This is a genomic window from Streptomyces sp. NPDC018019, assembly GCF_044327805.1.
Classification (GTDB): domain Bacteria; phylum Actinomycetota; class Actinomycetes; order Streptomycetales; family Streptomycetaceae; genus Streptomyces.
This window is the reverse complement of sequence record NZ_JBIRGD010000001.1, coordinates 161,598-182,587: the sequence shown is the minus strand read 5'-3', so window position 1 is coordinate 182,587 and position 20,990 is coordinate 161,598. Positions and strand designations below refer to the sequence as shown.

The following is a 20,990-nucleotide window of genomic DNA, read 5'->3' as shown; positions in this document are numbered from 1 at the left end:
TCAGGCCCCCTTGGCCGCGGTACGGACCAGGACGAGGCCGCCGTTCGGACCAGGAACTGCGCCCTTGATGAGCAGCAGACCCTTCTCCGCGTCAACGGCATGGACGGTCAGGTTCTGGGTGGTGACCCGCTCGTTGCCCATACGGCCGGCCATCCGCATGCCCTTGAACACGCGGCCCGGGGTGGCACAGCCACCGATGGAGCCCGGCTTGCGGTGCACGCGGTGGGCACCGTGCGAAGCCTTGCCGCCGTGGAAGCCGTGACGCTTCATGACACCGGCGAAGCCCTTGCCCTTGCTCTTGCCGGTCACGTCCACCTTGACGCCGGACTCGAAGGTCTCGGCGGTCAGCTCCTGGCCGAGGGTGTACTCGCTCGCGTCGGCGGTACGGACCTCGACGAGGTGACGGCGGGGGGTGACGTCGGCCTTCGCGAAGTGGCCCTTGAGGGGCTTGTTCACCTTGCGCGGGTCGATCTCGCCGAAGGCGATCTGGACGGAGTCGTAGCCGTCCTTGTCATTGGTGCGCACCTGGGTCACGACACAGGGGCCGGCCTTCACCACGGTCACCGGGACGACACGGTTGTTCTCGTCCCAGACCTGGGTCATGCCGAGCTTCTCGCCCAGGATGCCCTTGATCTGCTTAGCCATTCTCAGATCACCGACCCTCAGAGCTTGATCTCGATGTCGACACCGGCCGGAAGGTCGAGTCGCATCAGGGAGTCAACGGTCTTCGGCGTCGGGTCGAGGATGTCGATCAGGCGCTTGTGCGTGCGCATCTCGAAGTGCTCGCGCGAGTCCTTGTACTTGTGCGGCGACTTGATGACGCAGTACACGTTCTTTTCGGTGGGGAGCGGCACCGGGCCCGCGACCGACGCACCAGTACGGGTCACCGTCTCGACGATCTTCTTCGCCGACGTGTCGATGACCTCGTGGTCGTAGGCCTTGAGCCGGATGCGGATCTTCTGTCCCGCCATGGCTACTTCGTAGTCCTGTCTCTCGTAACGCTCTGGGACCCGGTACGTTGCCGTTCATCCACCGACCCACGCGGTCGGGCGTGTCGCGCCCCTTCCCGCAGATCTCCGCAAGGGTGATCCTTCGAGAAGGAGAACGTGGGGGATGAACACCCACCGGGCGCCTGGCTGAGGCACCCCGCTGACACTTCCCGGAAGATTCCCGTACTTCCACCCCTGACAAGGGATGACGAATACCTGGGACTCGCTTCCAGTCCTCCCGGCGGGAGGCGCGCAGCATCGGCACTCAACCGAGCAACCTGGACAGTGTGCCACACGAGCGGCGAACGCCGCCAATCAAGCCGGAGATCGTACACCGCCGCGGAGCGGGTGGGTACACGGACCCGCCAGTACCACGCCGCGGCAGGTGACGCATGTCACGGGCCCGCGGGCCGCGGACGGGTCCGCGGCCCGCCGCTACGCCGCGATGGCCATCTGCCACTGAATGCGCGCGGGCTCCTCCGCGAGGCGGTCGTCGCTCTCCATGGCGAAGGAGGCGTCGGGATGGTCGCGGACCAGGCGCAGCCACTCGCCGACCGTGGCCGCCGCCGGCACGGGCACGACGCGGCCGGAGCGGGCCGGGCCGCGGCTGGACAGCACGGTGACCGTGAAGCGGTCGGTCTCGGTCACCAGCACCACGTCGTGCGGGAAACGCGCCACGCATTCCATCACACCGCGCGCCGGCTCCCGCCCGTCGGCCACGACCAGGACGTGGTTGCCGTGCTCGTCCGTGGTCCCGTCGAACCCCGCCAGCAGCGTCAGGAAGCGGCTTATGTGGCGGCTGCGCAGCTCGTCGATGACGCGCTGGCGCCCGTCCTTGAAGCCCGGGGTCACGGCGAACCGGAAGGTCAGCGAGATCCGGCCGGCCAGCGCCACGTCGATCTGCGCCATCTCCTCGCGTGTGGGGTACGCGGCGCCGTCGCCGAGTCCGTGCGCGGCGAGCCAGCGGTTGACCTCGCTCCACAGCCACGCCTGCGAGCGGCCGACGGCCCCCTCCGGGGCCGGGAAGGGCGCGCCCCGGGCCTTGCGCGCCCCGGCGGCCCACTGGGCGACGTTCTGCCGCGAGCGCCCCGTACGCTCGGCGATCTCGTGTATGCCGACCAGGTCGCGGTCGAGCCGGCACACCCGCAGGCGCGGCACCGCGGCCCGGACCGCCGACGCCGCTTCGAGGGCGGCCTGCACCGCGCAGTCGCCGGGCCAGCTGAGGGTGAGCAGGTCGACGCCGCCGGCCCGCGCCAGCAGGGCGTCGCAGGTCTCGCGCAGCGCATCGACGGCCTCCTGGTCGTCGACGGTCGCACCCGTGACGACGAAGGTGAAGTCGTAGTCCATGGCGGCGTCCCCCTAGTCCTTCCGCAGGGTCGCAGAGTCTGTTGTCGTTCGTCAACACACAAAGCATGACAAATCCCGTCGGCCCCCGCTCGGGCAACTGGCGCAAAACGTACCCACTCCGACAGCCCACCTCAGTTGACGCGGTGGTCACGCTTCGCCGCGCGGCATCCCCGTGAGACTGCGGTTCGGCGCCTCGCCGGGCAGCGGGCACCGGGCCGCCATCCGGTCGATCACCCGTGCGTGCGCACTCGGGTTCCGCGGCGTGCCCGCCACCGGGATGACCGTGCAGCGCGCCTCACAGGGGCAGTAGAGCCGCCCCCAGTGCCCGTCCTTGCGCAGCACCCACCCCCGGGCCGCCCACTTCTCCAGGACGCGCCGTACGTCCTTCTTGGGGTGATCGCAGGGCCTGATCTCGCTGCCGACCACCCGCTCACCGCCCGTCGGTGCGCGCGGACGACCCCCGGGGCCCGCGGCGCACGGGCGGCTTCGGGACGGCGGCGGAGCCGGCGCTCCGCACGGCGCGGGCGACGGGGTGGGCAAGTACCACGAGAGGCTGACTCCTCTGGTGCCGACGGGACTTCGAATGACGACGCCTGTTCCCCCACGGCGCGGGACCGGCAACCGCCGACCGTAAAAGTACCGCCAATGCGGGAGAAGTCCCGCCGCACAGGACTTTCCCAAAATCCTACAGCTCACAAGAAATGGAAGCCGTACGGAGGAAGCTCGGGGACGGGCGACTGAAGGACACCGCCACGGGAATCCTGTTTCTCATGCCGAGCGGCGGAACGGGAGGGAACCCGCATGATCGGTTTCCGGCACGGGCAGCAGAACCCCCCTTTCGGGTACGGGCCGAGAGCGTTCACCGACACCGCACGGGAACGGCGGCCGTGAACGAGGCCCCGTCCGCCCGGCCGTGCCGCCCCACCCCGCATGCCCACCCGTCGGCGTGCACGCTGGGCCCGCTCCGCGCACACGACCCCGGAAATCTGAATCCGCCGTCACCGGCGGAATTCCCCGTGCTGATTATCGGTACACGCACCGATGTAATCGATCGCCCCGCACCCACGATTTTCCGGGCCATTCCGACCGGCCACCGAATCACCGGCGAACACCGTACGAACAAACCGACCACCGACGAGAAACCACACCACCTCACCACACCTATGCACACCACCATGCCGAAATCCCCCACCAGGACTTTCCACCACCGGAGGAAGCACCATGCTCCTGAACCCACCGACCGAAAACAGCCCGTCGGCGCCGCCCCGCGTCATCGCCGTGAGCGGCCCGGCACACGTGGGGAAGGACACGCAGCTGCGCCTGCTGGCCCGTCGTACCCCGCAGCTCGACGTCTCCGGCCCCGCGGAGGAGCACGCCCCGCAGTGGCCGGCCCTCATCGGTACGGACCGGACCGGCTGGTGGTTGCGAGGGGCCTCCTACCAGGAGCTGGCGGACGTGCTCGCGGCCTCCTTCCTCGCCCGCGCGCGACGTCCCCGGGCCCGTCGCCTGCGTTGCGTACCGCAGGGACTGCCCATGCTGGAAGCGACGCTGGCCGCGGTCATCGCGGTACGCGAGACGTGCACGACGGCATTCGCGGCCGAGGCCGCCCGTAGCGCGCTCGCCCCGTACAGCAGCACGCTGTGCGCCGCCGAGGAGAGCGAGTACGGCATCGTCCTGCTGCACGATCAGGACCCCGTGCAGGGCGTCGCACGCAGCCTTGCCCGGTCCCCGGCCCCGGACCGGGAACTGGAGAACTACCAGCGGCGGCTCCATGAGCAGATCCACCGTCTCGTCGACGAAGGGCGGTTCCACACGGCCGTCGTCGTCGGCGACCGGCCGGTCATCGACGTCCAGCACGAGCTGCGCCAGTGCCTCCACCGGCTCTACCCCGCAGTACCGGAATGCGCGCTCTCCCGTGTACGGGTGGTGGCGCTGGGCGGCGACTGCGATCAGACGCGCGAAGCGGTGGGCGAGTACCTGCGCACCCGGCGCGGCTACGCCCGCCTGACCGCCGGGCACCTCGCCGGCGGGCCCGACGGCGACGGAGGGACCGGCGACCCCCGGTCCTGGGCCGAGCGGCTCACCGACGGCCTCGACCGGTACTGCGCCGCACACCCCTTCCTCGACCGGGTGAGCATCGAGCCCGTACGCGATCCCCGCACCCTCGCGGAGCTGCGCAAGCTCTTCGGCGACCGGCTGCGCGTCCGGAACGGGCCGGTCGCGCCGGACGCCGCCGCCCCGTGGGCACAGCTGAGCCTCCAGCGGGGCCTGGACCGCCTGGCCTTCGAGGCGGCCTGGACGTTCCGGCCGCCGAAGCCCGTCTCCGTCCACAGTCTGGGGCTGCCGCCGTGCCTCGGCACCTATCTGCGCGCCCTGCGCGAGCGGCTCACCCGGCCGCACCCGGCCGTGGACCTGATCGCCGTCACCGGCAGCGCGGCCCGGGGGACGTACCAGCACGGGCGGAGCGACCTGGACGTCCTCGTCCTGGCGCCCCAGGACCGGCTCCCCCGGCTGCGGCAGGTACGCGCCGAGCTGGCGCCGGAGCTGGCCGGGGTCCGGCTGACGATGACGGTCCTCACCGAGGACGAGGTCCGCGCGGGCGCCCTGCCGCCGCGGCTGCTGCACGACCTCACCCTGAGCGGGGCGGGAGCCATCGCGCCGCTGTGGTGCGCCCGCGGCCTCACCCTGCCCGTACCGGACGCCGTGACGTACGCGGACGCCAGCCTGCGGGACGGCGTGCAGGCCGCCCTCACCATCCGCGAGCAGCTCCTGCGGGACGAGCCGGACCTGCGGGCCCTCTACAAGGCCACCGCCCTGCTCGCGAAGATCATGCTCCGCGTGGAGTGCGGGGCCGAGCGCCCGGACGACGGCAAGGCCCTCGCGGCCTTCCTCCGACGGCAACCGGACGGCCACGGGAACGCGCCCGGTGACCTGCCGGACGACCGGGCCGGCACCGAGCGGATGGCCCATGCCGTCCTGCACGGCTGGCTGGCGACCCACGCCGCCGCGCCGAAGACTCCCGTACCGGAGACCGGCCCACGCGTCGAGGGCGCCCAGAGCGGCGGCGCCTGACCCCCGCCGCCCGTCAGCCCACCGGCCGCGCCGCCACCGCCCCCGGGCCCCGTTCCATGTCCCCGCCCGGCACCGGCTCCGACGCGTCCGCCCCCACGCCGACGATCCGGTTCGCCGCGTCCACGTGCACCACGCGCGGCCGCAGCGTACGGGCCTCGGCGTCGTCCGCCTGCGCGTAGCTGATGAGGATCACCAGGTCGCCGGGGTGCACGAGGTGCGCGGCGGCGCCGTTGATGCCCAGCACGCCGGAGCCGCGCTCGCCCTCGATGATGTACGTCTCCAGCCGGGCGCCGTTGGTGATGTCGACGATGTGGACCAGCTCGCCGGGGAGCAGGTCGGCGGCGTCCAGCAGGTCGGCGTCGACCGTCACCGAGCCGACGTAGTGCAGGTCCGCCTGGGTCACGGTGGCCCGGTGGATCTTGGACTTGAACATGGTGCGCAGCATGCGTCACTCCTGGCAGCAGGGTCGCGTCCCCGGACGGGGGTACGCGCCGACCCGCACATGCTAGGCAGCCCGGGGCGGAAGCAGAAGAGCCGCAGGCCCCCATGACAGCGAGAAGCCCCGCTCACCCGAAGGTGAGCGGGGCTTCTCTGAGCGCTCAGAAGAGCTGCCGGGTCTCCCCGACCGTCAAGGACTTACTTGACGATCTTGGTGACCTGGCCGGCGCCGACGGTCCGGCCACCCTCGCGGATGGCGAACTTCAGGCCCTCCTCCATGGCGACCGGCTGGATCAGCTGGACGGACATGGAGGTGTTGTCGCCCGGCATGACCATCTCGGTGCCCTCGGGGAGGGTCACGACGCCGGTCACGTCCGTGGTACGGAAGTAGAACTGCGGGCGGTAGTTGTTGAAGAACGGGGTGTGACGGCCACCCTCGTCCTTCGACAGGATGTACGCCTGCGCCTCGAACTCCGTGTGCGGGGTGACCGAGCCCGGCTTGATGATGACCTGGCCGCGCTCGACGTCCTCGCGCTTGATGCCACGGAGCAGCAGACCGACGTTCTCACCGGCCTGGCCCTCGTCGAGCAGCTTGCGGAACATCTCGATGCCGGTGACCGTGGTGGTGGTCTTCTCGGTCTTGATGCCGATGATGTCGACGGTCTCGTTGACCTTGAGGACACCACGCTCGATACGACCGGTGACGACGGTGCCACGGCCGGTGATCGTGAAGACGTCCTCGATCGGCATCAGGAACGGCTTGTCGGTGTCGCGCTCCGGCGAGGGGATGGCCTCGTCGACGGCGTTCATCAGGTTCAGGACCGACTGGCCCCACTCCTTGTCGCCCTCCAGCGCCTTGAGCGCCGAGACCTTGACGACCGGAACGTCGTCGCCCGGGAACTCGTACTCCGAGAGGAGCTCACGGACCTCGAGCTCGACGAGCTCCAGGATCTCCTCGTCGTCCACCATGTCGGCCTTGTTCAGGGCGACGACGATGTACGGAACGCCGACCTGGCGGGCCAGGAGCACGTGCTCCTTGGTCTGCGGCATCGGACCGTCGGTCGCGGCGACCACGAGGATCGCGCCGTCCATCTGGGCGGCACCGGTGATCATGTTCTTGATGTAGTCCGCGTGACCCGGGCAGTCGACGTGGGCGTAGTGACGGTTCTCCGTCTGGTACTCGACGTGCGCGATCGAGATGGTGATACCGCGCTGGCGCTCCTCGGGAGCCTTGTCGATCTGGTCGAAGGCCGAGGCCTCGTTCAGGTCCGGGTACGCGTCATGCAGCACCTTGGTAATGGCGGCCGTGAGGGTCGTCTTACCGTGGTCGATGTGACCGATGGTGCCGATGTTGACGTGCGGCTTAGTCCGCTCGAACTTCGCCTTCGCCACTGGGGTCCTCCTGTGGAGTGGTTCTGTACGCCTTACTCATCGGCGCCAGGTGATCTTTGCTGGGGTGCCGGCTGCCGGGGGCCCGCCTCGCGGGTGGCGGGGTCGGGCCCCGGCAGACGGTGTCAAGCCTAAAGCGTGTTCCGACTCGGGGGAGCCGGGACTACTCGCCCTTGGCCTTCGCGATGATCTCCTCGGCGACGTTCCGCGGAACCTCGGCGTAGGAGTCGAACTGCATCGAGTAGCTTGCGCGACCCGAGGTCTTGCTGCGGAGGTCTCCGACGTAGCCGAACATCTCCGAGAGCGGAACCAGGCCCGTGACGAGCTTGGCGCCGCTGCGGTCCTCCATGGACTGGATCTGACCGCGGCGCGAGTTGATGTCGCCGATCACATCGCCCATGTAGTCCTCGGGCGTGGTGACCTCGACCTTCATCATCGGCTCCAGCAGGGCCGGGCTGGCCTTGCGGGCGGCCTCCTTGAAGGCCATCGAACCGGCGATCTTGAAGGCCATCTCGGACGAGTCGACCTCGTGGTACGCGCCGTCCAGCAGCGTCACCTTGACGCCGGTCAGCGGGTAGCCGGCGAGAACACCGAACTCCATGGCCTCCTGGCAGCCCGCGTCCACGGACGGGATGTACTCCCGCGGGATACGGCCACCGGTGACCTTGTTCTCGAACTCGTACCCGTCGCCTTCGAGGGGCTCGATGGCGATCTGCACCTTCGCGAACTGGCCGGAACCACCAGTCTGCTTCTTGTGCGTGTAGTCCAGCCGCTCGACCGGCTTGCGCAGGGTCTCACGGTAGGCGACCTGCGGCTTGCCGACGTTGGCCTCGACCTTGAACTCACGCTTCATACGGTCGACCAGCACGTCCAGGTGCAGTTCGCCCATACCAGCGATGATGGTCTGGCCGGTCTCCTCGTCGGTCTTGACGCGGAAGGACGGGTCCTCCTCGGCCAGGCGCTGGATGGCGACACCCAGCTTCTCCTGGTCGCCCTTGGACTTCGGCTCGATGGCGACCTCGATCACCGGGGCCGGGAAGTCCATGGACTCGAGGATCACCGGCTTGGCGGAGTCGCTGAGGGTCTCGCCGGTGGTGGTCTGCTTCAGACCCATGACGGCGACGATGTCGCCGGCACCCACCGAGTCGATCTCCTCACGCTTGTTCGCGTGCATCCGGTAGATCTTGCCGATGCGCTCCTTCTTGCCCTTCACCGAGTTCTGCACCTGCGCGCCGGCCTCAAGGCGGCCCGAGTACACCCGGATGAAGGTGAGCTTGCCCAGGTGGGGGTCGCTCGCAATCTTGAACGCAAGGGCGGCCAGCGGCTCGTCCTCGGACGGACGGCGCTTGATGACCTCGTCCGGGTCGTTGACGGCGTGGCCCTCGATGGCCTCGACGTCCAGCGGCGACGGGAGGTAGCGCACGACCGCGTCGAGCAGCGGCTGCACACCCTTGTTCTTGAACGCGGTGCCGCAGAAGACCGGGGTGACGGTGGTGTCGCCGCCCTTGCCGGAGTTGATGGTGATGCGACGGATCGCCTCGTGCAGCTGGTCCTCGGTGGGCTCCTGGCCCTCCAGGTACAGCTCCATCATCTCTTCGTCGTTCTCGGCGACGGCCTCGAGGAGCTTGCCGCGCCACTCGTCGGCGGCCTCGGCGTGCGTGGCCGGGATGTCGACGGTGTCGTACATCTCGCCCTTGGCGGCCTCGGCGGACCAGACCAGCGCCTTCATGGAGACGAGGTCGATGACGCCCTTGAAGTCCGCCTCGGTGCCGATCGGCAGCTGCATCACGATCGGGGTCGCGCCCAGGCGGTCCACGATCATGTCGACGCAGCGGTGGAACTCGGCACCGGTGCGGTCGAGCTTGTTGACGAAGCAGATACGCGGCACGCCGTAGCGGTCCGCCTGGCGCCAAACGGTCTCGGACTGCGGCTCAACACCGGCAACGCCGTCGAACACCGTCACGGCACCGTCGAGCACGCGCAGCGAGCGCTCCACCTCGACGGTGAAGTCGACGTGACCCGGGGTGTCGATGATGTTGATGGTGTGGTCGACGTTGTTCAGCGGCCAGTGGCAGGTCGTCGCGGCAGACGTGATCGTGATGCCGCGCTCCTGCTCCTGCTCCATCCAGTCCATCGTGGCAGCGCCGTCGTGGACTTCACCGATCTTGTAGGAGACACCGGTGTAGAACAGGATCCGCTCGGTGGTGGTCGTCTTGCCCGCGTCGATGTGGGCCATGATCCCAATATTGCGGACCTTGGCCAGGTCAAGCGAAGTGGTAGCCATAGTGGCTCAATCTTCTCTCGGTCTCGATGTGGGTAGCGACTACCAGCGGTAGTGCGCGAAGGCCTTGTTGGACTCGGCCATCTTGTGCGTGTCCTCGCGCTTCTTGACCGAAGCGCCGAGGCCGTTCGAGGCGTCCAGCAGCTCGTTCATGAGGCGCTCGGTCATGGTCTTCTCACGGCGGGCGCGGGAGTAGCCCACGAGCCAGCGCAGCGAGAGGGTGGCGGCGCGGCCGGGCTTGACCTCGACCGGGACCTGGTAGGTCGCGCCACCGACACGGCGGGACTTGACCTCAAGGGTCGGCTTGATGTTCTCCAGCGCGCGCTTCAGCGTGATGACCGGGTCGTTGCCGGTCTTCTCACGCAGACCCTCCATGGCGCCGTAAACGATGCGCTCGGCGGTGGAGCGCTTACCGTTCAGCAGGACCTTGTTGATGAGGGAGGTCACCAGAGGAGAGCCGTAGACCGGGTCGATGATGACCGGGCGCTTCGGGGCGGGGCCCTTACGAGGCATTCTTACTTCTCCTTCTTGGCGCCGTAGCGGCTGCGAGCCTGCTTGCGGTTCTTGACGCCCTGCGTGTCGAGGGAGCCGCGGATGATCTTGTACCGAACACCCGGCAGGTCCTTCACACGGCCACCGCGCACGAGCACGATCGAGTGCTCCTGCAGGTTGTGGCCCTCACCCGGAATGTAAGCGGTGACCTCGATGCCGCTGGTCAGACGCACACGCGCGACCTTACGCAGGGCCGAGTTCGGCTTCTTCGGGGTGGTCGTGAACACACGCGTGCAGACGCCACGGCGCTGGGGCGAACCCTCCAGTGCGGGCGTCTTGTTCTTCTCGACCTTGTCCTGCCGGCCCTTGCGGACCAGCTGCTGGATCGTAGGCACCGTTTCTCCGGTTTCTGTGTGCCAGTCTCGGTAAAGCTAACCTGGAACAATCCCCGACCCACGCGGTCGGGTGTGTCGAATACTGCAGACCCCTCGCTGGGACGAGGACGGCGGCAGATTGCGGTGTCGAGACCCGGCTTCCGTGCGGACCGTTGCACGCACGGCAGGCCGAGGACACCCCAGGCACAAGGTCAGAGCGTACCTACCGCATGGGCTGCGGTCAAAACAAATGCACACGCGAAGGACACGCCGGACTCCTCCGGCGCTGCGGCCACCGTAGTGCGATCAGGGGCCGTACGGAAGAAGGCTCCACCACCGCTCCGGACGCGCTCCGGGCCGCCGTGTACGCCGTACGGGCCGGCCGGAAGCCGTCGCGCGGCACTCGTACGCCGCCCCTTCCGCGCGCGTGCGGTCTTCCTAGGTGTGCGCTATGGCCACCAGCATCATCAGCAGGATGAACAGCGCCCAGCCGCCGATGCTCAGCCAGCCCAGCACCAGCCCGGCGAGCGCCTGCCCGTCCCCGCGCTCCCCGGTGCGGCGGATCTCGGCGCGCGCCTTGTGGCCCAGGATCACCGCGGGTATGCCGGTCAGGCCGCCCGTCGCCATGGTGAGGATGCCGCAGATCAGCGCGCCGGTCGCGGTGCCGTTGGTGGGCGCGAGGGGCGGCATCGGCGCCGGCATGAACGTCTGGGGCACCGCGGGACGGGCCGCGAACTGGGCCTGCGGCACCGGCCCCTGCGGCAGGTCCGCGACCAGCATCTGCAGCTCGGCATGGGTCTGCGCCTGGTACGCACGGCCGATCCGCTGCTCGTACTCCTGCTGCGGAAGCCGGCCCTCGGCGAACCCGGCCTTCAGCACGTCGACCGCACGCTCACGGTCGGCGTGCGAGGCACGCATCACCGGCGCCTGGCCCGGTGCCTGGGCCGGCGGCTGCCCGCCCTGCCACTGCACCGGCTGCCCGCCCTGCCATGGCTCGAACGCCACTGGAGCACCTCCCCCACTGTAGGCAGTACACCCATCATTCAGTACGCGCCAGGAGATCGCACGGTTCCCCCCGGTGAATCCCCGGCGCGTCCACTTCCATCATTCAGCCTGCCCCGGACGGCCCGCCCACCGGGCCCCGGAACGCCGCAGGGCGGCCACCCCCGAGGGGATGGCCGCCCTGTCGCCACAGCGCGTGTCCGGAGGTCCGGGCACGGCCGTGCGGGACCTTACTGGTTGTACGGACCGTAGTCGTAGTCCTCCAGCGGGACCGCCTGGCCGGAGCCGGTGCCGAAGGGCGAGTAGTCGATGTCGTCGTAACCGACGGCCGAGTACATCGCGGCCTTGGCCTCCTCGGTGGGCTCCACCCGGATGTTGCGGTAGCGGGACAGGCCCGTACCGGCCGGGATGAGCTTACCGATGATGACGTTCTCCTTGAGGCCGATCAGGGAGTCCGACTTGGCGTTGATCGCCGCGTCGGTCAGGACCCGGGTCGTCTCCTGGAAGGACGCCGCCGACAGCCAGGACTCGGTGGCCAGCGAAGCCTTGGTGATACCCATCAGCTGCGGACGGCCGGAGGCGGGGTGACCGCCTTCCTGGACCACACGACGGTTCTCGCTCTCGAACTTCGTACGCTCCACCAGCTCGCCCGGCAGCAGCTCCGCGTCGCCGGACTCGATGATCGTCACACGGCGCAGCATCTGCCGGATGATGATCTCGATGTGCTTGTCGTGGATCGCCACGCCCTGGTTGTTGTAGACCTTCTGGACCTCGCCGACCAGGTGGACCTGGACGGCCCGCTGGCCCAGGATGCGCAGCACGTCGTGCGGGTTGACGGCACCCACGGTCAGCGGCTGGCCGACCTCGACGTGGTCGCCCTCGCCCACCAGCAGACGGGCACGCTTGGAGACGCCGTAAGCCGTCTCGTCGCTGCCGTCGTCCGGCGTGACGATGACCTTCTTGGTCTTCTCGGTCTCCTCGATCCGCACGCGGCCGGCGGCCTCGGAGATCGGGGCGACACCCTTGGGCGTACGGGCCTCGAAGAGCTCGACGACACGCGGCAGACCCAGGGTGATGTCGTCACCGGCCACACCACCGGTGTGGAAGGTACGCATCGTCAGCTGGGTGCCGGGCTCACCGATGGACTGGGCGGCGATGATGCCGACCGCCTCACCGATGTCGACCAGCTTGCCGGTGGCCAGCGAGCGGCCGTAGCAGTAGGCGCAGGTGCCGACCGCGGACTCACAGGTCAGGACCGAGCGGGTCTTGACCTCCTCGACGCCGTGCGCGACCAGCTGGTCGATGAGCACGTCACCGAGGTCCACGTTGGCCGACGCGATGACCTTGCCGTCCACCACGACGTCCTCGGCCAGCATCCGCGCGTACACGGAGGACTCGACGTCGTCCGCCTTGCGCAGCACACCGTCCGCGCCCTTGCTCGCGATCCGCAGCTTGAGGCCGCGCTCGGTGCCGCAGTCCTCCTCGCGGATGATGACGTCCTGGGAGACGTCCACGAGACGACGGGTGAGGTAACCCGAGTCGGCGGTACGCAGGGCGGTGTCGGCGAGACCCTTACGGGCACCGTGGGTGGAGATGAAGTACTCCAGCACGGACAGACCCTCGCGGAACGACGCCTTGATGGGCCGCGGGATGGTCTCGTTCTTCGCGTTCGACACCAGACCACGCATACCGGCGATCTGCCGCATCTGCATCATGTTTCCTCGGGCACCCGAGTCAACCATCATGAAGATGGGGTTCGTCTTGGGGAAGTTGTCGTTCATCGCCTCGGCGACCTCGTTGGTCGCCTTGGTCCAGATGTTGATCAGTTCCTGAGTGCGCTCGTCCTTGGTGATCAGACCGCGCTCGTACTGCTTCTGGACCTTCTCGTCCTGAGCCTCGTAGCTCGCGACGATCTCCTTCTTGGCCTCCGGCACGACGATGTCGGAGACCGCGACGGTGACACCGGAGCGGGTGGCCCAGTGGAAACCGGCCGCCTTCAGGTTGTCGAGCGTCGCCGCCACGATGACCTTCGGGTACCGCTCGGCCAGGTCGTTGACGATCGCGGAGAGCTGCTTCTTGCCCACCGAGTAGTCGACGAACGGGTAGTCCTCGGGCAGCAGCTCGTTGAAGAGCGCGCGGCCCAGGGTCGTCCGCAGCCGGAAGCTGTCACCCTGCTGCCACTCCGGCTCGCCCTCCTCCTGCACCGGCGGGGTCCAGCCGCGCGGCGGGACGGTGCCGATCGGGAAGCGGATGTCGACCTTCGCCTGGAGCGACAGCTCCCGGTTGTCGAAGGCCATGATCGCCTCGGCGACCGAGCCGAAGGACCGGCCCTCACCGATGACCTCGCGCTCCGCCTCGTCGGTGGTGAGGAAGAACAGGCCCAGCACCATGTCCTGGGTCGGCATGGTGACCGGACGGCCGTCGGCCGGCTTGAGGATGTTGTTCGAGGACAGCATCAGGATGCGGGCCTCGGCCTGCGCCTCCGCGGACAGCGGCAGGTGCACGGCCATCTGGTCACCGTCGAAGTCCGCGTTGAACGCGGTGCACACGAGCGGGTGAATCTGAATGGCCTTGCCCTCGACCAGCTGCGGCTCGAACGCCTGGATGCCGAGGCGGTGCAGCGTGGGCGCACGGTTCAGCAGAACCGGGTGCTCGGCGATGACCTCTTCGAGGACGTCGTACACGACCGTGCGGCCGCGCTCGACCATCCGCTTGGCGCTCTTGATGTTCTGCGCGTGGTTCAGGTCGACCAGGCGCTTCATCACGAACGGCTTGAAGAGCTCCAGCGCCATCGCCTTCGGCAGACCGCACTGGTGCAGCTTCAGCTGCGGACCGACGACGATCACGGAACGCGCGGAGTAGTCCACACGCTTGCCGAGCAGGTTCTGGCGGAACCGGCCCTGCTTGCCCTTCAGCATGTCGCTGAGGGACTTCAGCGGACGGTTGCCCGGGCCGGTGACCGGCCGGCCGCGGCGGCCGTTGTCGAACAGCGCGTCCACGGCCTCCTGGAGCATGCGCTTCTCGTTGTTCACGATGATCTCGGGCGCGCCGAGGTCGAGAAGCCGCTTCAGGCGGTTGTTGCGGTTGATCACACGGCGGTACAGGTCGTTCAGGTCGGAGGTCGCGAAGCGGCCACCGTCCAGCTGCACCATCGGACGCAGGTCCGGCGGGATGACCGGGATGCAGTCCAGCACCATGCCGTTGGGGCTGTTGCGGGTCTGCAGGAACGCGGAGACGACCTTCAGGCGCTTGAGCGCACGGGTCTTCTTCTGGCCCTTGCCGGTACGGATGATCTCGCGGAGCTTCTCGGCCTCTTCGTCCAGGTCGAAGGACTCCAGGCGCTTCTGCAGCGCCGCGGCGCCCATGCCGCCCATGAAGTACGTGCCGAAGCGGTCGCGCAGCTCGCGGTAGAGCAGCTCGTCGCCCTCCAGGTCCTGGACCTTGAGGTTCTTGAAGCGGTTCCACACCTCGTCGAGGCGGTCGATCTCGCGCTGCGCGCGGTCGCGCAGCTGCTTCATCTCACGCTCGGCGCCCTCGCGCACCTTGCGGCGCACGTCCGCCTTGGCGCCCTCGGCCTCCAGCTCGGCCAGGTCGGTCTCGAGCTTCTTGGCGCGGGCCTCCAGGTCGGCGTCGCGGCGCTGCTCGATCTGCTGGCGCTCGACGGAGACGTGCGCCTCCAGCGAGGGCAGGTCGCGCGTACGGCGCTCCTCGTCCACCCACGTGATCATGTAGGCGGCGAAGTAGATGACCTTCTCCAGGTCCTTCGGGGCGAGGTCGAGCAGGTAGCCCAGCCGCGACGGAACGCCCTTGAAGTACCAGATGTGCGTGACGGGAGCGGCCAGCTCGATGTGGCCCATCCGCTCACGGCGCACCTTGGCGCGAGTGACCTCGACGCCACAGCGCTCACAGATGATGCCCTTGAACCGGACACGCTTGTACTTGCCGCAGTAGCACTCCCAGTCCCGGGTGGGGCCGAAGATCTTCTCGCAGAAGAGGCCGTCCTTCTCGGGCTTGAGGGTGCGGTAGTTGATGGTCTCCGGCTTCTTGACCTCACCGTGAGACCACTGTCGGATGTCGTCCGCGGTCGCCAGGCCGATCCGCAGCTCGTCGAAGAAGTTGACGTCGAGCACTGTCGTCAATCCCTCTTTCAGGGTCGTGCCCTTCGCGTAAGCGAAAAAATGGGCTCTACATCATGGTCTGTACGGGTCCGGGGCGACCGGGGCTCCTGGGGGGAAGGAGCCCCGGCCAGGCCCGTCAGACCTCTTCGACGCTGCTCGGCTCGCGCCGGGACAGGTCGATACCGAGCTCCTCCGCGGCGCGGAAGACATCCTCGTCCGTGTCGCGCATCTCGATGGACATGCCGTCCGAGGACAGCACCTCCACGTTCAGGCAGAGCGACTGCATTTCCTTGATGAGCACCTTGAAGGACTCGGGAATGCCGGGCTCGGGGATGTTCTCGCCCTTGACGATGGCCTCGTAGACCTTCACGCGGCCGGTCACGTCGTCGGACTTGATGGTCAGCAGTTCCTGGAGGGCGTACGCGGCGCCGTAAGCCTCCAGCGCCCACACCTCCATCTCACCGAAGCGCTGGCCACCGAACTGGGCCTTACCACCCAGCGGCTGCTGGGTGATCATCGAGTACGGACCGGTCGAACGCGCGTGCAGCTTGTCGTCGACCAGGTGGTGGAGCTTCAGGATGTACATGTACCCGACCGAGATCGGGTCCGGGAACGGCTCACCGGAACGGCCGTCGAACATCCGGGCCTTCCCGGAGTCCTTGACCATCCGCTCGCCGTCCCGGTTCGGGATCGTCGCGTCGAACAGACCGGCGAGCTCGTCCTCGCGCGCACCGTCGAAGACCGGGGTCGCGACGTTGGTGCGGGGCGCGACGTCGTCGGCGCCGATCGCCTGGAGACGCTTCTGCCAGTCGGCGTCGCCCTCGACCTTCCAGCCCTGGCTGGCGAGCCAGCCGAGGTGGATCTCCAGGACCTGTCCCGGGTTCATTCGGGACGGGACACCCAGCGGGTTGAGGATGATGTCGACCGGGGTGCCGTCCTCCAGGAACGGCATGTCCTCGACCGGCAGGATCTTCGAGATGACGCCCTTGTTGCCGTGCCGGCCGGCGAGCTTGTCACCATCGGTGATCTTGCGCTTCTGCGCCACGTAGACGCGGACCAGCTGGTTCACGCCCGGGGGCAGCTCGTCGCCCTCCTCGCGGTCGAAGACGCGGACGCCGATGACCTTGCCGATCTCGCCGTGCGGGACCTTCAGCGAGGTGTCACGGACCTCACGGGCCTTCTCACCGAAGATCGCGCGCAGCAGGCGCTCCTCGGGGGTCAGCTCGGTCTCACCCTTGGGCGTGACCTTGCCGACCAGGATGTCGCCGGCGACGACCTCGGCACCGATCCGGATGATGCCGCGCTCGTCGAGGTCCGAGAGGACCTCCTCGGAGACGTTCGGGATGTCCCGGGTGATCTCCTCGGGGCCGAGCTTGGTGTCCCGGGCGTCGACCTCGTGCTCCTCGATGTGGATCGAGGACAGGACGTCGTCCTGCACGAGGCGCTGCGACAGGATGATCGCGTCCTCGTAGTTGTGGCCCTCCCACGGCATGAACGCCACGAGCAGGTTCTTGCCGAGCGCCATCTCGCCCTGGTCCGTGGAGGGACCGTCGGCGAGCACCTGGCCCACGACCACGCGGGCGCCCTCGTCCACGACGACCTTCTGGTTGAAGGAGGTGCCCTGGTTGGAGCGGGTGAACTTGGCGACGCGGTACGTGGTGTACGTGCCGTCGTCGTTGGCGACGGTGATGTAGTCCGCGGAGACCTCCTGGACCACACCGTCCTTCTCCGCCTTGATGACGTCGCCGGCGTCGACCGCGCAGCGGTACTCCATGCCGGTGCCGACCAGCGGGGCCTCCGCCTTGATCAGCGGCACGGCCTGGCGCATCATGTTCGATCCCATGAGCGCGCGGTTGGCGTCGTCGTGCTCCAGGAAGGGGATCATGGCGGTCGCGGCCGACACCATCTGGCGCGGCGAGACGTCCATGTAGTCCACGTCCTCGCGGGCGGCGAGGTCGACCTCACCACCGCGGCGGCGGCACATCACGCGGCCCTCGGCGAACTGCATGTCCTCGGTGAGCGGCGCGTTCGCCTGCGCGATGAGGAAGCGGTCCTCCTCGTCGGCGGTCAGGTAGTCGACCTGCTCGGTGACCCGGCCGTCGACGACCTTGCGGTACGGCGTCTCGATGAAGCCGAAGACGTTGACCCGGCCGTACGAGGCGAGCGAACCGATCAGACCGATGTTCGGGCCTTCGGGCGTCTCGATCGGGCACATGCGGCCGTAGTGCGAGGGGTGCACGTCACGGACGTCCAGGCCGGCCCGCTCACGGGAGAGACCACCGGGGCCCAGCGCCGACAGCCGGCGCTTGTGGGTCAGGCCCGACAGCGGGTTGGTCTGGTCCATGAACTGGGACAGCTGGCTGGTGCCGAAGAACTCCTTGATGGAGGCGACGACCGGCCGGATGTTGATCAGGGTCTGCGGCGTGATCGCCTCGACGTCCTGGGTGGTCATGCGCTCGCGCACGACGCGCTCCATACGGGCGAGACCCGTACGGACCTGGTTCTGGATCAGCTCGCCGACGTTGCGCAGGCGGCGGTTGCCGAAGTGGTCGATGTCGTCGGTCTCGACGACGATCTCCGTGCCGTTCTCGCCGATCGTCTCGGTCTCGCCCGCGTGGAGCTTCACCAGGTACTTGATCGTGGCGATGATGTCGTCGGTGGTCAGCACGCCCGCGTCGAGCGGCTCGTCCCCGCCGAGCTTCTTGTTGACCTTGTAGCGGCCGACCTTCGCCAGGTCGTAGCGCTTCGGGTTGAAGTAGAGGTTCTCCAGCAGCGTCTGCGCGGCCTCGCGCGTCGGCGGCTCGCCCGGGCGCAGCTTGCGGTAGATGTCGAGCAGCGCGTCGTCCTGACCCTGGGTGTGGTCCTTCTCCAGGGTGGCGCGCATGGACTCGTACTCGCCGAACTCCTCCAGGATCTGCTCGGTCGTCCAGCCGAGGGCCTTGAGGAGGACGGTCACGGACTGCTTGCGCTTGCGGTCGATGCGCACGCCGACCATGTCGCGCTTGTCGATCTCCATCTCCAGCCAGGCACCCCGGGACGGGATGATCTTGGCCGTGAAGATGTCCTTGTCGGACGTCTTGTCGATCTGGCTGTCGAAGTAGACGCCCGGCGAGCGGACCAGCTGCGAGACGACGACACGCTCGGTGCCGTTGATGCAGAAGGTGCCCTTGTTGGTCATGAGCGGGAAGTCGCCCATGAAGACCGTCTGGGACTTGATCTCGCCGGTCTCGTTGTTGGTGAACTCAGCCGTGACGAAGAGCGGGGCCGCGTACGTGAAGTCGCGCTCCTTGCACTCGTCGATGGAGTTCTTCGGGGGCTCGAATCGGTGGTCGCGGAACGTCAGCGACATCGACCCGGAGAAGTCCTCGATCGGGGAGATCTCTTCGAAGATCTCCTCCAGACCGGACTTGGTGGGGACGTCCTGACCACTTTCCAGCGCAGCCTCGACGCGACCCTTCCATGCGGCATTGCCGAGCAGCCAGTCGAAGCTTTCGGTCTGCAGCGCAAGGAGGTTCGGAACCCCGAGGGGCTCCTTGATCTTCGCAAAAGAGATGCGCAGCGGGGCGGTGCTGTCGCCGTTGTTCGTATTGGCAGTCGAGGCGTTGCGCGAGGCGGCCAAGAGGGGGTCCTTCCGAGGGCTCGGACTCACTACGCGCGTACCGGTCCCGGACCGAACACAGCCGGAGGAAAGGCCCAGGTCAGGGCGGTTCGGTCGGCATTGCTCGGGCTCGGGTATGCCCCTGGTGACGGGCAGGGAGCAGCTAACAGGCAGCGCAAAGGGTCAGTGTAGCCACTCGGCACACTGATGTCCAGAGCGAGTTTCCGGAGACCGGTCCAGCACCGTGATACCGATCTTCTCCCTCCGGGAGGCGGCACCCGCCACGACGGCGGTGCCCCTCTTTGTTCTTCTCAACGCCCAACGCCTCATGCCTGCCGCAAGCCGTGCGCCGAGAGGCGCACTCCGATGCTTCCCTCTTCGTCGGCGATCCATGCCTCGAACCCGGATCGCTTCTGACGTCGCGTCCTGAGAATTGCGCGCTGCGTGCGGTTCGTCAAGGCCCCCCACCCACTCGAAGATCGTCACGGGACGCAGGGCCGCGGGCAACGAAGATCACCATACTCGCACGGAAGGGCGGGGTGATGCAGCCGCGGCCCGAACGCCCGAAGGCGACCACCCGCATGGGTGATCGCCTTCAGGTTTGTGAAGAGTCAGCAGACTCGCGAGGTCACTTGACCTCGACCGAGGCGCCGGCGCCCTCCAGGGCCTCCTTGGCCTTGTCGGCAGCGTCCTTGGCGACCTTCTCGAGGACCGGCTTCGGGGTGCCGTCGACGAGGTCCTTGGCCTCCTTCAGACCCAGCGAGGTCAGCTCACGCACGACCTTGATGACCTGGATCTTCTTGTCGCCCGCACCGGTGAGGATGACGTCGAACTCGTCCTGCTCCTCGGCGGCGGCGGCGTCGCCACCACCCTGGGCCGGGCCGGCGGCGACGACGGCGGCCGGGGCGGCAGCCTCGACGTCGAACTTCTCCTCGAACTTCTTCACGAAGTCGGAGAGCTCGATGAGGGTCATCTCCTCGAACTGGGCGAGCAGTTCGTCCTGGGTGAGCTTCGCCATGGTGGCGGTCCTTCCACTAAATCGGCTGGTGCCGGATGTACATTGCGGCGGGCGTGCTGAGCAGACGTGCCCGCTGGACTGGGGAGTGGTTACTCCGCAGCCGCGGCGGGAGCCGGCTCACCGGCACCGCCCTGCTCGACCTTGCTGCGAAGAGCTTCCGCGGTGCGGACCATCTTCGTGAGCGGGGCCTGGAAGGTCGCCGCGGCCTTGGCCATGGACGCCTTCATGCCACCCGCCAGCTTGGCGAGCAGAACCTCGCGGGACTCGAGGTCCGCAAGCTTCTTGATCTCGTCGGCGGACAGCGCCCTGCCTTCGAGGACACCGCCCTTGATGACGAGAGAGGGGTTCTCCTTGGCGAAGTCACGAAGACCCTTCGCCGCCTCGACCGGGTCACCGGTCACGAAGGCGACGGCCGTCGAGCCCTTGAGGTGCTCGTCCAGCGTGATCCCGGCCTCATTGGCCGCAATCTTGGTCAGCGTGTTCTTCACCACACGGTACTGAGCGTTGTCACCGAGCGAACGGCGCAGCTGCTTGAGCTGAGCGACGGACAGTCCGGTGTACGCGGTCACAACAGCGGCGTTGGAGTTACGGAGCTTCTCCGTGATCTCCTCGACGGCTGCGACCTTGTCGGGCCTCGCCATGAGCCTCGGCCTCCTTCCGGGTGATGAGGACCGCGCAGAAGGGGCTGGGCAAAACAAACGCCCCGGCGCAAGCGCACGGGGCATGGCTCAACCGGGCGAAACAGAGTTCTTCCGGGAGTTCTTCCTCGTCCACCTGCGCAGGCCGTCCGCAGCTAGCGGATCCTTCGGTTCCGTACGCCCAGGAAGGCGCACAGAGACAACCAGCGGTCTTTGGCTTCCCGGCTACGGTAC

At 68.1% G+C, this 20,990-nt stretch carries 15 protein-coding genes; 1 reads left to right on the top strand and 14 read right to left on the bottom strand.

Annotated elements, in window-relative coordinates:
- The 4 genes from rplC to ACH4FX_RS00845 all read right to left on the bottom strand — a co-directional run bounded on the left by rplC (nt 1) and on the right by ACH4FX_RS00845 (nt 2,762).
- Entirely contained in the window at nt 1-645 is a 645-nt protein-coding gene (gene rplC, locus ACH4FX_RS00860; RefSeq protein ID WP_398474056.1) for a 50S ribosomal protein L3, read from the bottom strand.
- Between the two features lie 17 nt (nt 646-662).
- The gene (gene rpsJ / locus ACH4FX_RS00855; RefSeq protein WP_004571821.1) at nt 663-971 is read right to left on the bottom strand and encodes a 30S ribosomal protein S10; all 309 of its coding nucleotides are present in this window, start codon (nt 969-971) and stop codon (nt 663-665) included.
- 453 nt (nt 972-1,424) lie between these two features.
- Complete coding sequence (locus tag ACH4FX_RS00850; protein WP_398474055.1) at nt 1,425-2,336, bottom strand: helix-turn-helix transcriptional regulator; 912 nt, start codon at nt 2,334-2,336, stop codon at nt 1,425-1,427.
- Between the two features lie 147 nt (nt 2,337-2,483).
- Nucleotides 2,484-2,762: a hypothetical protein gene (locus tag ACH4FX_RS00845; protein ID WP_398474054.1), complete on the bottom strand. Its 279-nt coding sequence runs from the start codon at nt 2,760-2,762 to the stop codon at nt 2,484-2,486.
- Nucleotides 2,763-3,557: 795 nt separating this feature from the next.
- Between ACH4FX_RS00845 and ACH4FX_RS00840 the strand changes: the two genes are divergently transcribed.
- A complete protein-coding gene (locus tag ACH4FX_RS00840) occupies nt 3,558-5,408 on the top strand; it encodes a nucleotidyltransferase domain-containing protein (protein WP_398474053.1) in 1,851 nt (616 codons plus the stop codon).
- 13 nt (nt 5,409-5,421) lie between these two features.
- On the opposite strand, the gene panD is transcribed toward ACH4FX_RS00840, so the two are convergent.
- The 10 genes from panD to rplJ all read right to left on the bottom strand — a co-directional run bounded on the left by panD (nt 5,422) and on the right by rplJ (nt 20,759).
- Nucleotides 5,422-5,853, bottom strand: a complete 432-nt coding sequence (panD, locus tag ACH4FX_RS00835; RefSeq protein WP_398474052.1) for an aspartate 1-decarboxylase — start codon at nt 5,851-5,853, stop codon at nt 5,422-5,424.
- Nucleotides 5,854-6,044: 191 nt separating this feature from the next.
- Nucleotides 6,045-7,238 carry an elongation factor Tu gene (gene tuf / locus ACH4FX_RS00830; RefSeq protein ID WP_030589621.1) on the bottom strand — a complete coding sequence of 398 codons (1,194 nt, stop codon included), beginning with the start codon at nt 7,236-7,238 and terminating at the stop codon, nt 6,045-6,047.
- Between the two features lie 160 nt (nt 7,239-7,398).
- The gene (gene fusA, locus ACH4FX_RS00825; RefSeq protein ID WP_398474051.1) at nt 7,399-9,519 is read right to left on the bottom strand and encodes an elongation factor G; all 2,121 of its coding nucleotides are present in this window, start codon (nt 9,517-9,519) and stop codon (nt 7,399-7,401) included.
- 39 nt (nt 9,520-9,558) lie between these two features.
- Nucleotides 9,559-10,029, bottom strand: a complete 471-nt coding sequence (rpsG, locus tag ACH4FX_RS00820) for a 30S ribosomal protein S7 (RefSeq protein ID WP_004571813.1) — start codon at nt 10,027-10,029, stop codon at nt 9,559-9,561.
- Between the two features lie 2 nt (nt 10,030-10,031).
- Entirely contained in the window at nt 10,032-10,403 is a 372-nt protein-coding gene (rpsL, locus tag ACH4FX_RS00815) for a 30S ribosomal protein S12 (RefSeq protein WP_003948652.1), read from the bottom strand.
- Between the two features lie 417 nt (nt 10,404-10,820).
- Nucleotides 10,821-11,300 carry a DUF1707 and DUF4190 domain-containing protein gene (locus ACH4FX_RS00810; RefSeq protein WP_398474580.1) on the bottom strand — a complete coding sequence of 160 codons (480 nt, stop codon included), beginning with the start codon at nt 11,298-11,300 and terminating at the stop codon, nt 10,821-10,823.
- A 314-nt stretch (nt 11,301-11,614) separates the two neighbouring features.
- A complete protein-coding gene (locus ACH4FX_RS00805) occupies nt 11,615-15,514 on the bottom strand; it encodes a DNA-directed RNA polymerase subunit beta' (RefSeq protein ID WP_398474578.1) in 3,900 nt (1,299 codons plus the stop codon).
- Nucleotides 15,515-15,638: 124 nt separating this feature from the next.
- Nucleotides 15,639-19,121 carry a DNA-directed RNA polymerase subunit beta gene (gene rpoB, locus ACH4FX_RS00800; RefSeq protein WP_398474050.1) on the bottom strand — a complete coding sequence of 1,161 codons (3,483 nt, stop codon included), beginning with the start codon at nt 19,119-19,121 and terminating at the stop codon, nt 15,639-15,641.
- Between the two features lie 607 nt (nt 19,122-19,728).
- The gene (gene rplL / locus ACH4FX_RS00795) at nt 19,729-20,118 is read right to left on the bottom strand and encodes a 50S ribosomal protein L7/L12 (RefSeq protein WP_398474049.1); all 390 of its coding nucleotides are present in this window, start codon (nt 20,116-20,118) and stop codon (nt 19,729-19,731) included.
- An 89-nt stretch (nt 20,119-20,207) separates the two neighbouring features.
- Nucleotides 20,208-20,759 (bottom strand): 50S ribosomal protein L10, encoded by a 552-nt coding sequence (rplJ, locus tag ACH4FX_RS00790; RefSeq protein ID WP_398474048.1) that lies wholly within the window; start codon nt 20,757-20,759, stop codon nt 20,208-20,210.
- Between the last annotated feature and the right edge of the window lie 231 nt (nt 20,760-20,990).

Bases quoted from the DNA above. Each gene is read 5' to 3' on its own strand.
- rplC (WP_398474056.1), bottom strand. From the start codon at position 645: ATGGCTAAGCAGATCAAGGGCATCCTGGGCGAGAAGCTCGGCATGACC.
- rpsJ (WP_004571821.1), bottom strand. From the start codon at position 971: ATGGCGGGACAGAAGATCCGCATCCGGCTCAAGGCCTACGACCACGAG.
- ACH4FX_RS00850 (WP_398474055.1), bottom strand. From the start codon at position 2,336: ATGGACTACGACTTCACCTTCGTCGTCACGGGTGCGACCGTCGACGAC.
- ACH4FX_RS00840 (WP_398474053.1), top strand. From the start codon at position 3,558: ATGCTCCTGAACCCACCGACCGAAAACAGCCCGTCGGCGCCGCCCCGC.
- panD (WP_398474052.1), bottom strand. From the start codon at position 5,853: ATGCTGCGCACCATGTTCAAGTCCAAGATCCACCGGGCCACCGTGACC.
- fusA (WP_398474051.1), bottom strand. From the start codon at position 9,519: ATGGCTACCACTTCGCTTGACCTGGCCAAGGTCCGCAATATTGGGATC.
- rpsG (WP_004571813.1), bottom strand. From the start codon at position 10,029: ATGCCTCGTAAGGGCCCCGCCCCGAAGCGCCCGGTCATCATCGACCCG.
- ACH4FX_RS00810 (WP_398474580.1), bottom strand. From the start codon at position 11,300: ATGCGTGCCTCGCACGCCGACCGTGAGCGTGCGGTCGACGTGCTGAAG.
- rplL (WP_398474049.1), bottom strand. From the start codon at position 20,118: ATGGCGAAGCTCACCCAGGACGAACTGCTCGCCCAGTTCGAGGAGATG.
- rplJ (WP_398474048.1), bottom strand. From the start codon at position 20,759: ATGGCGAGGCCCGACAAGGTCGCAGCCGTCGAGGAGATCACGGAGAAG.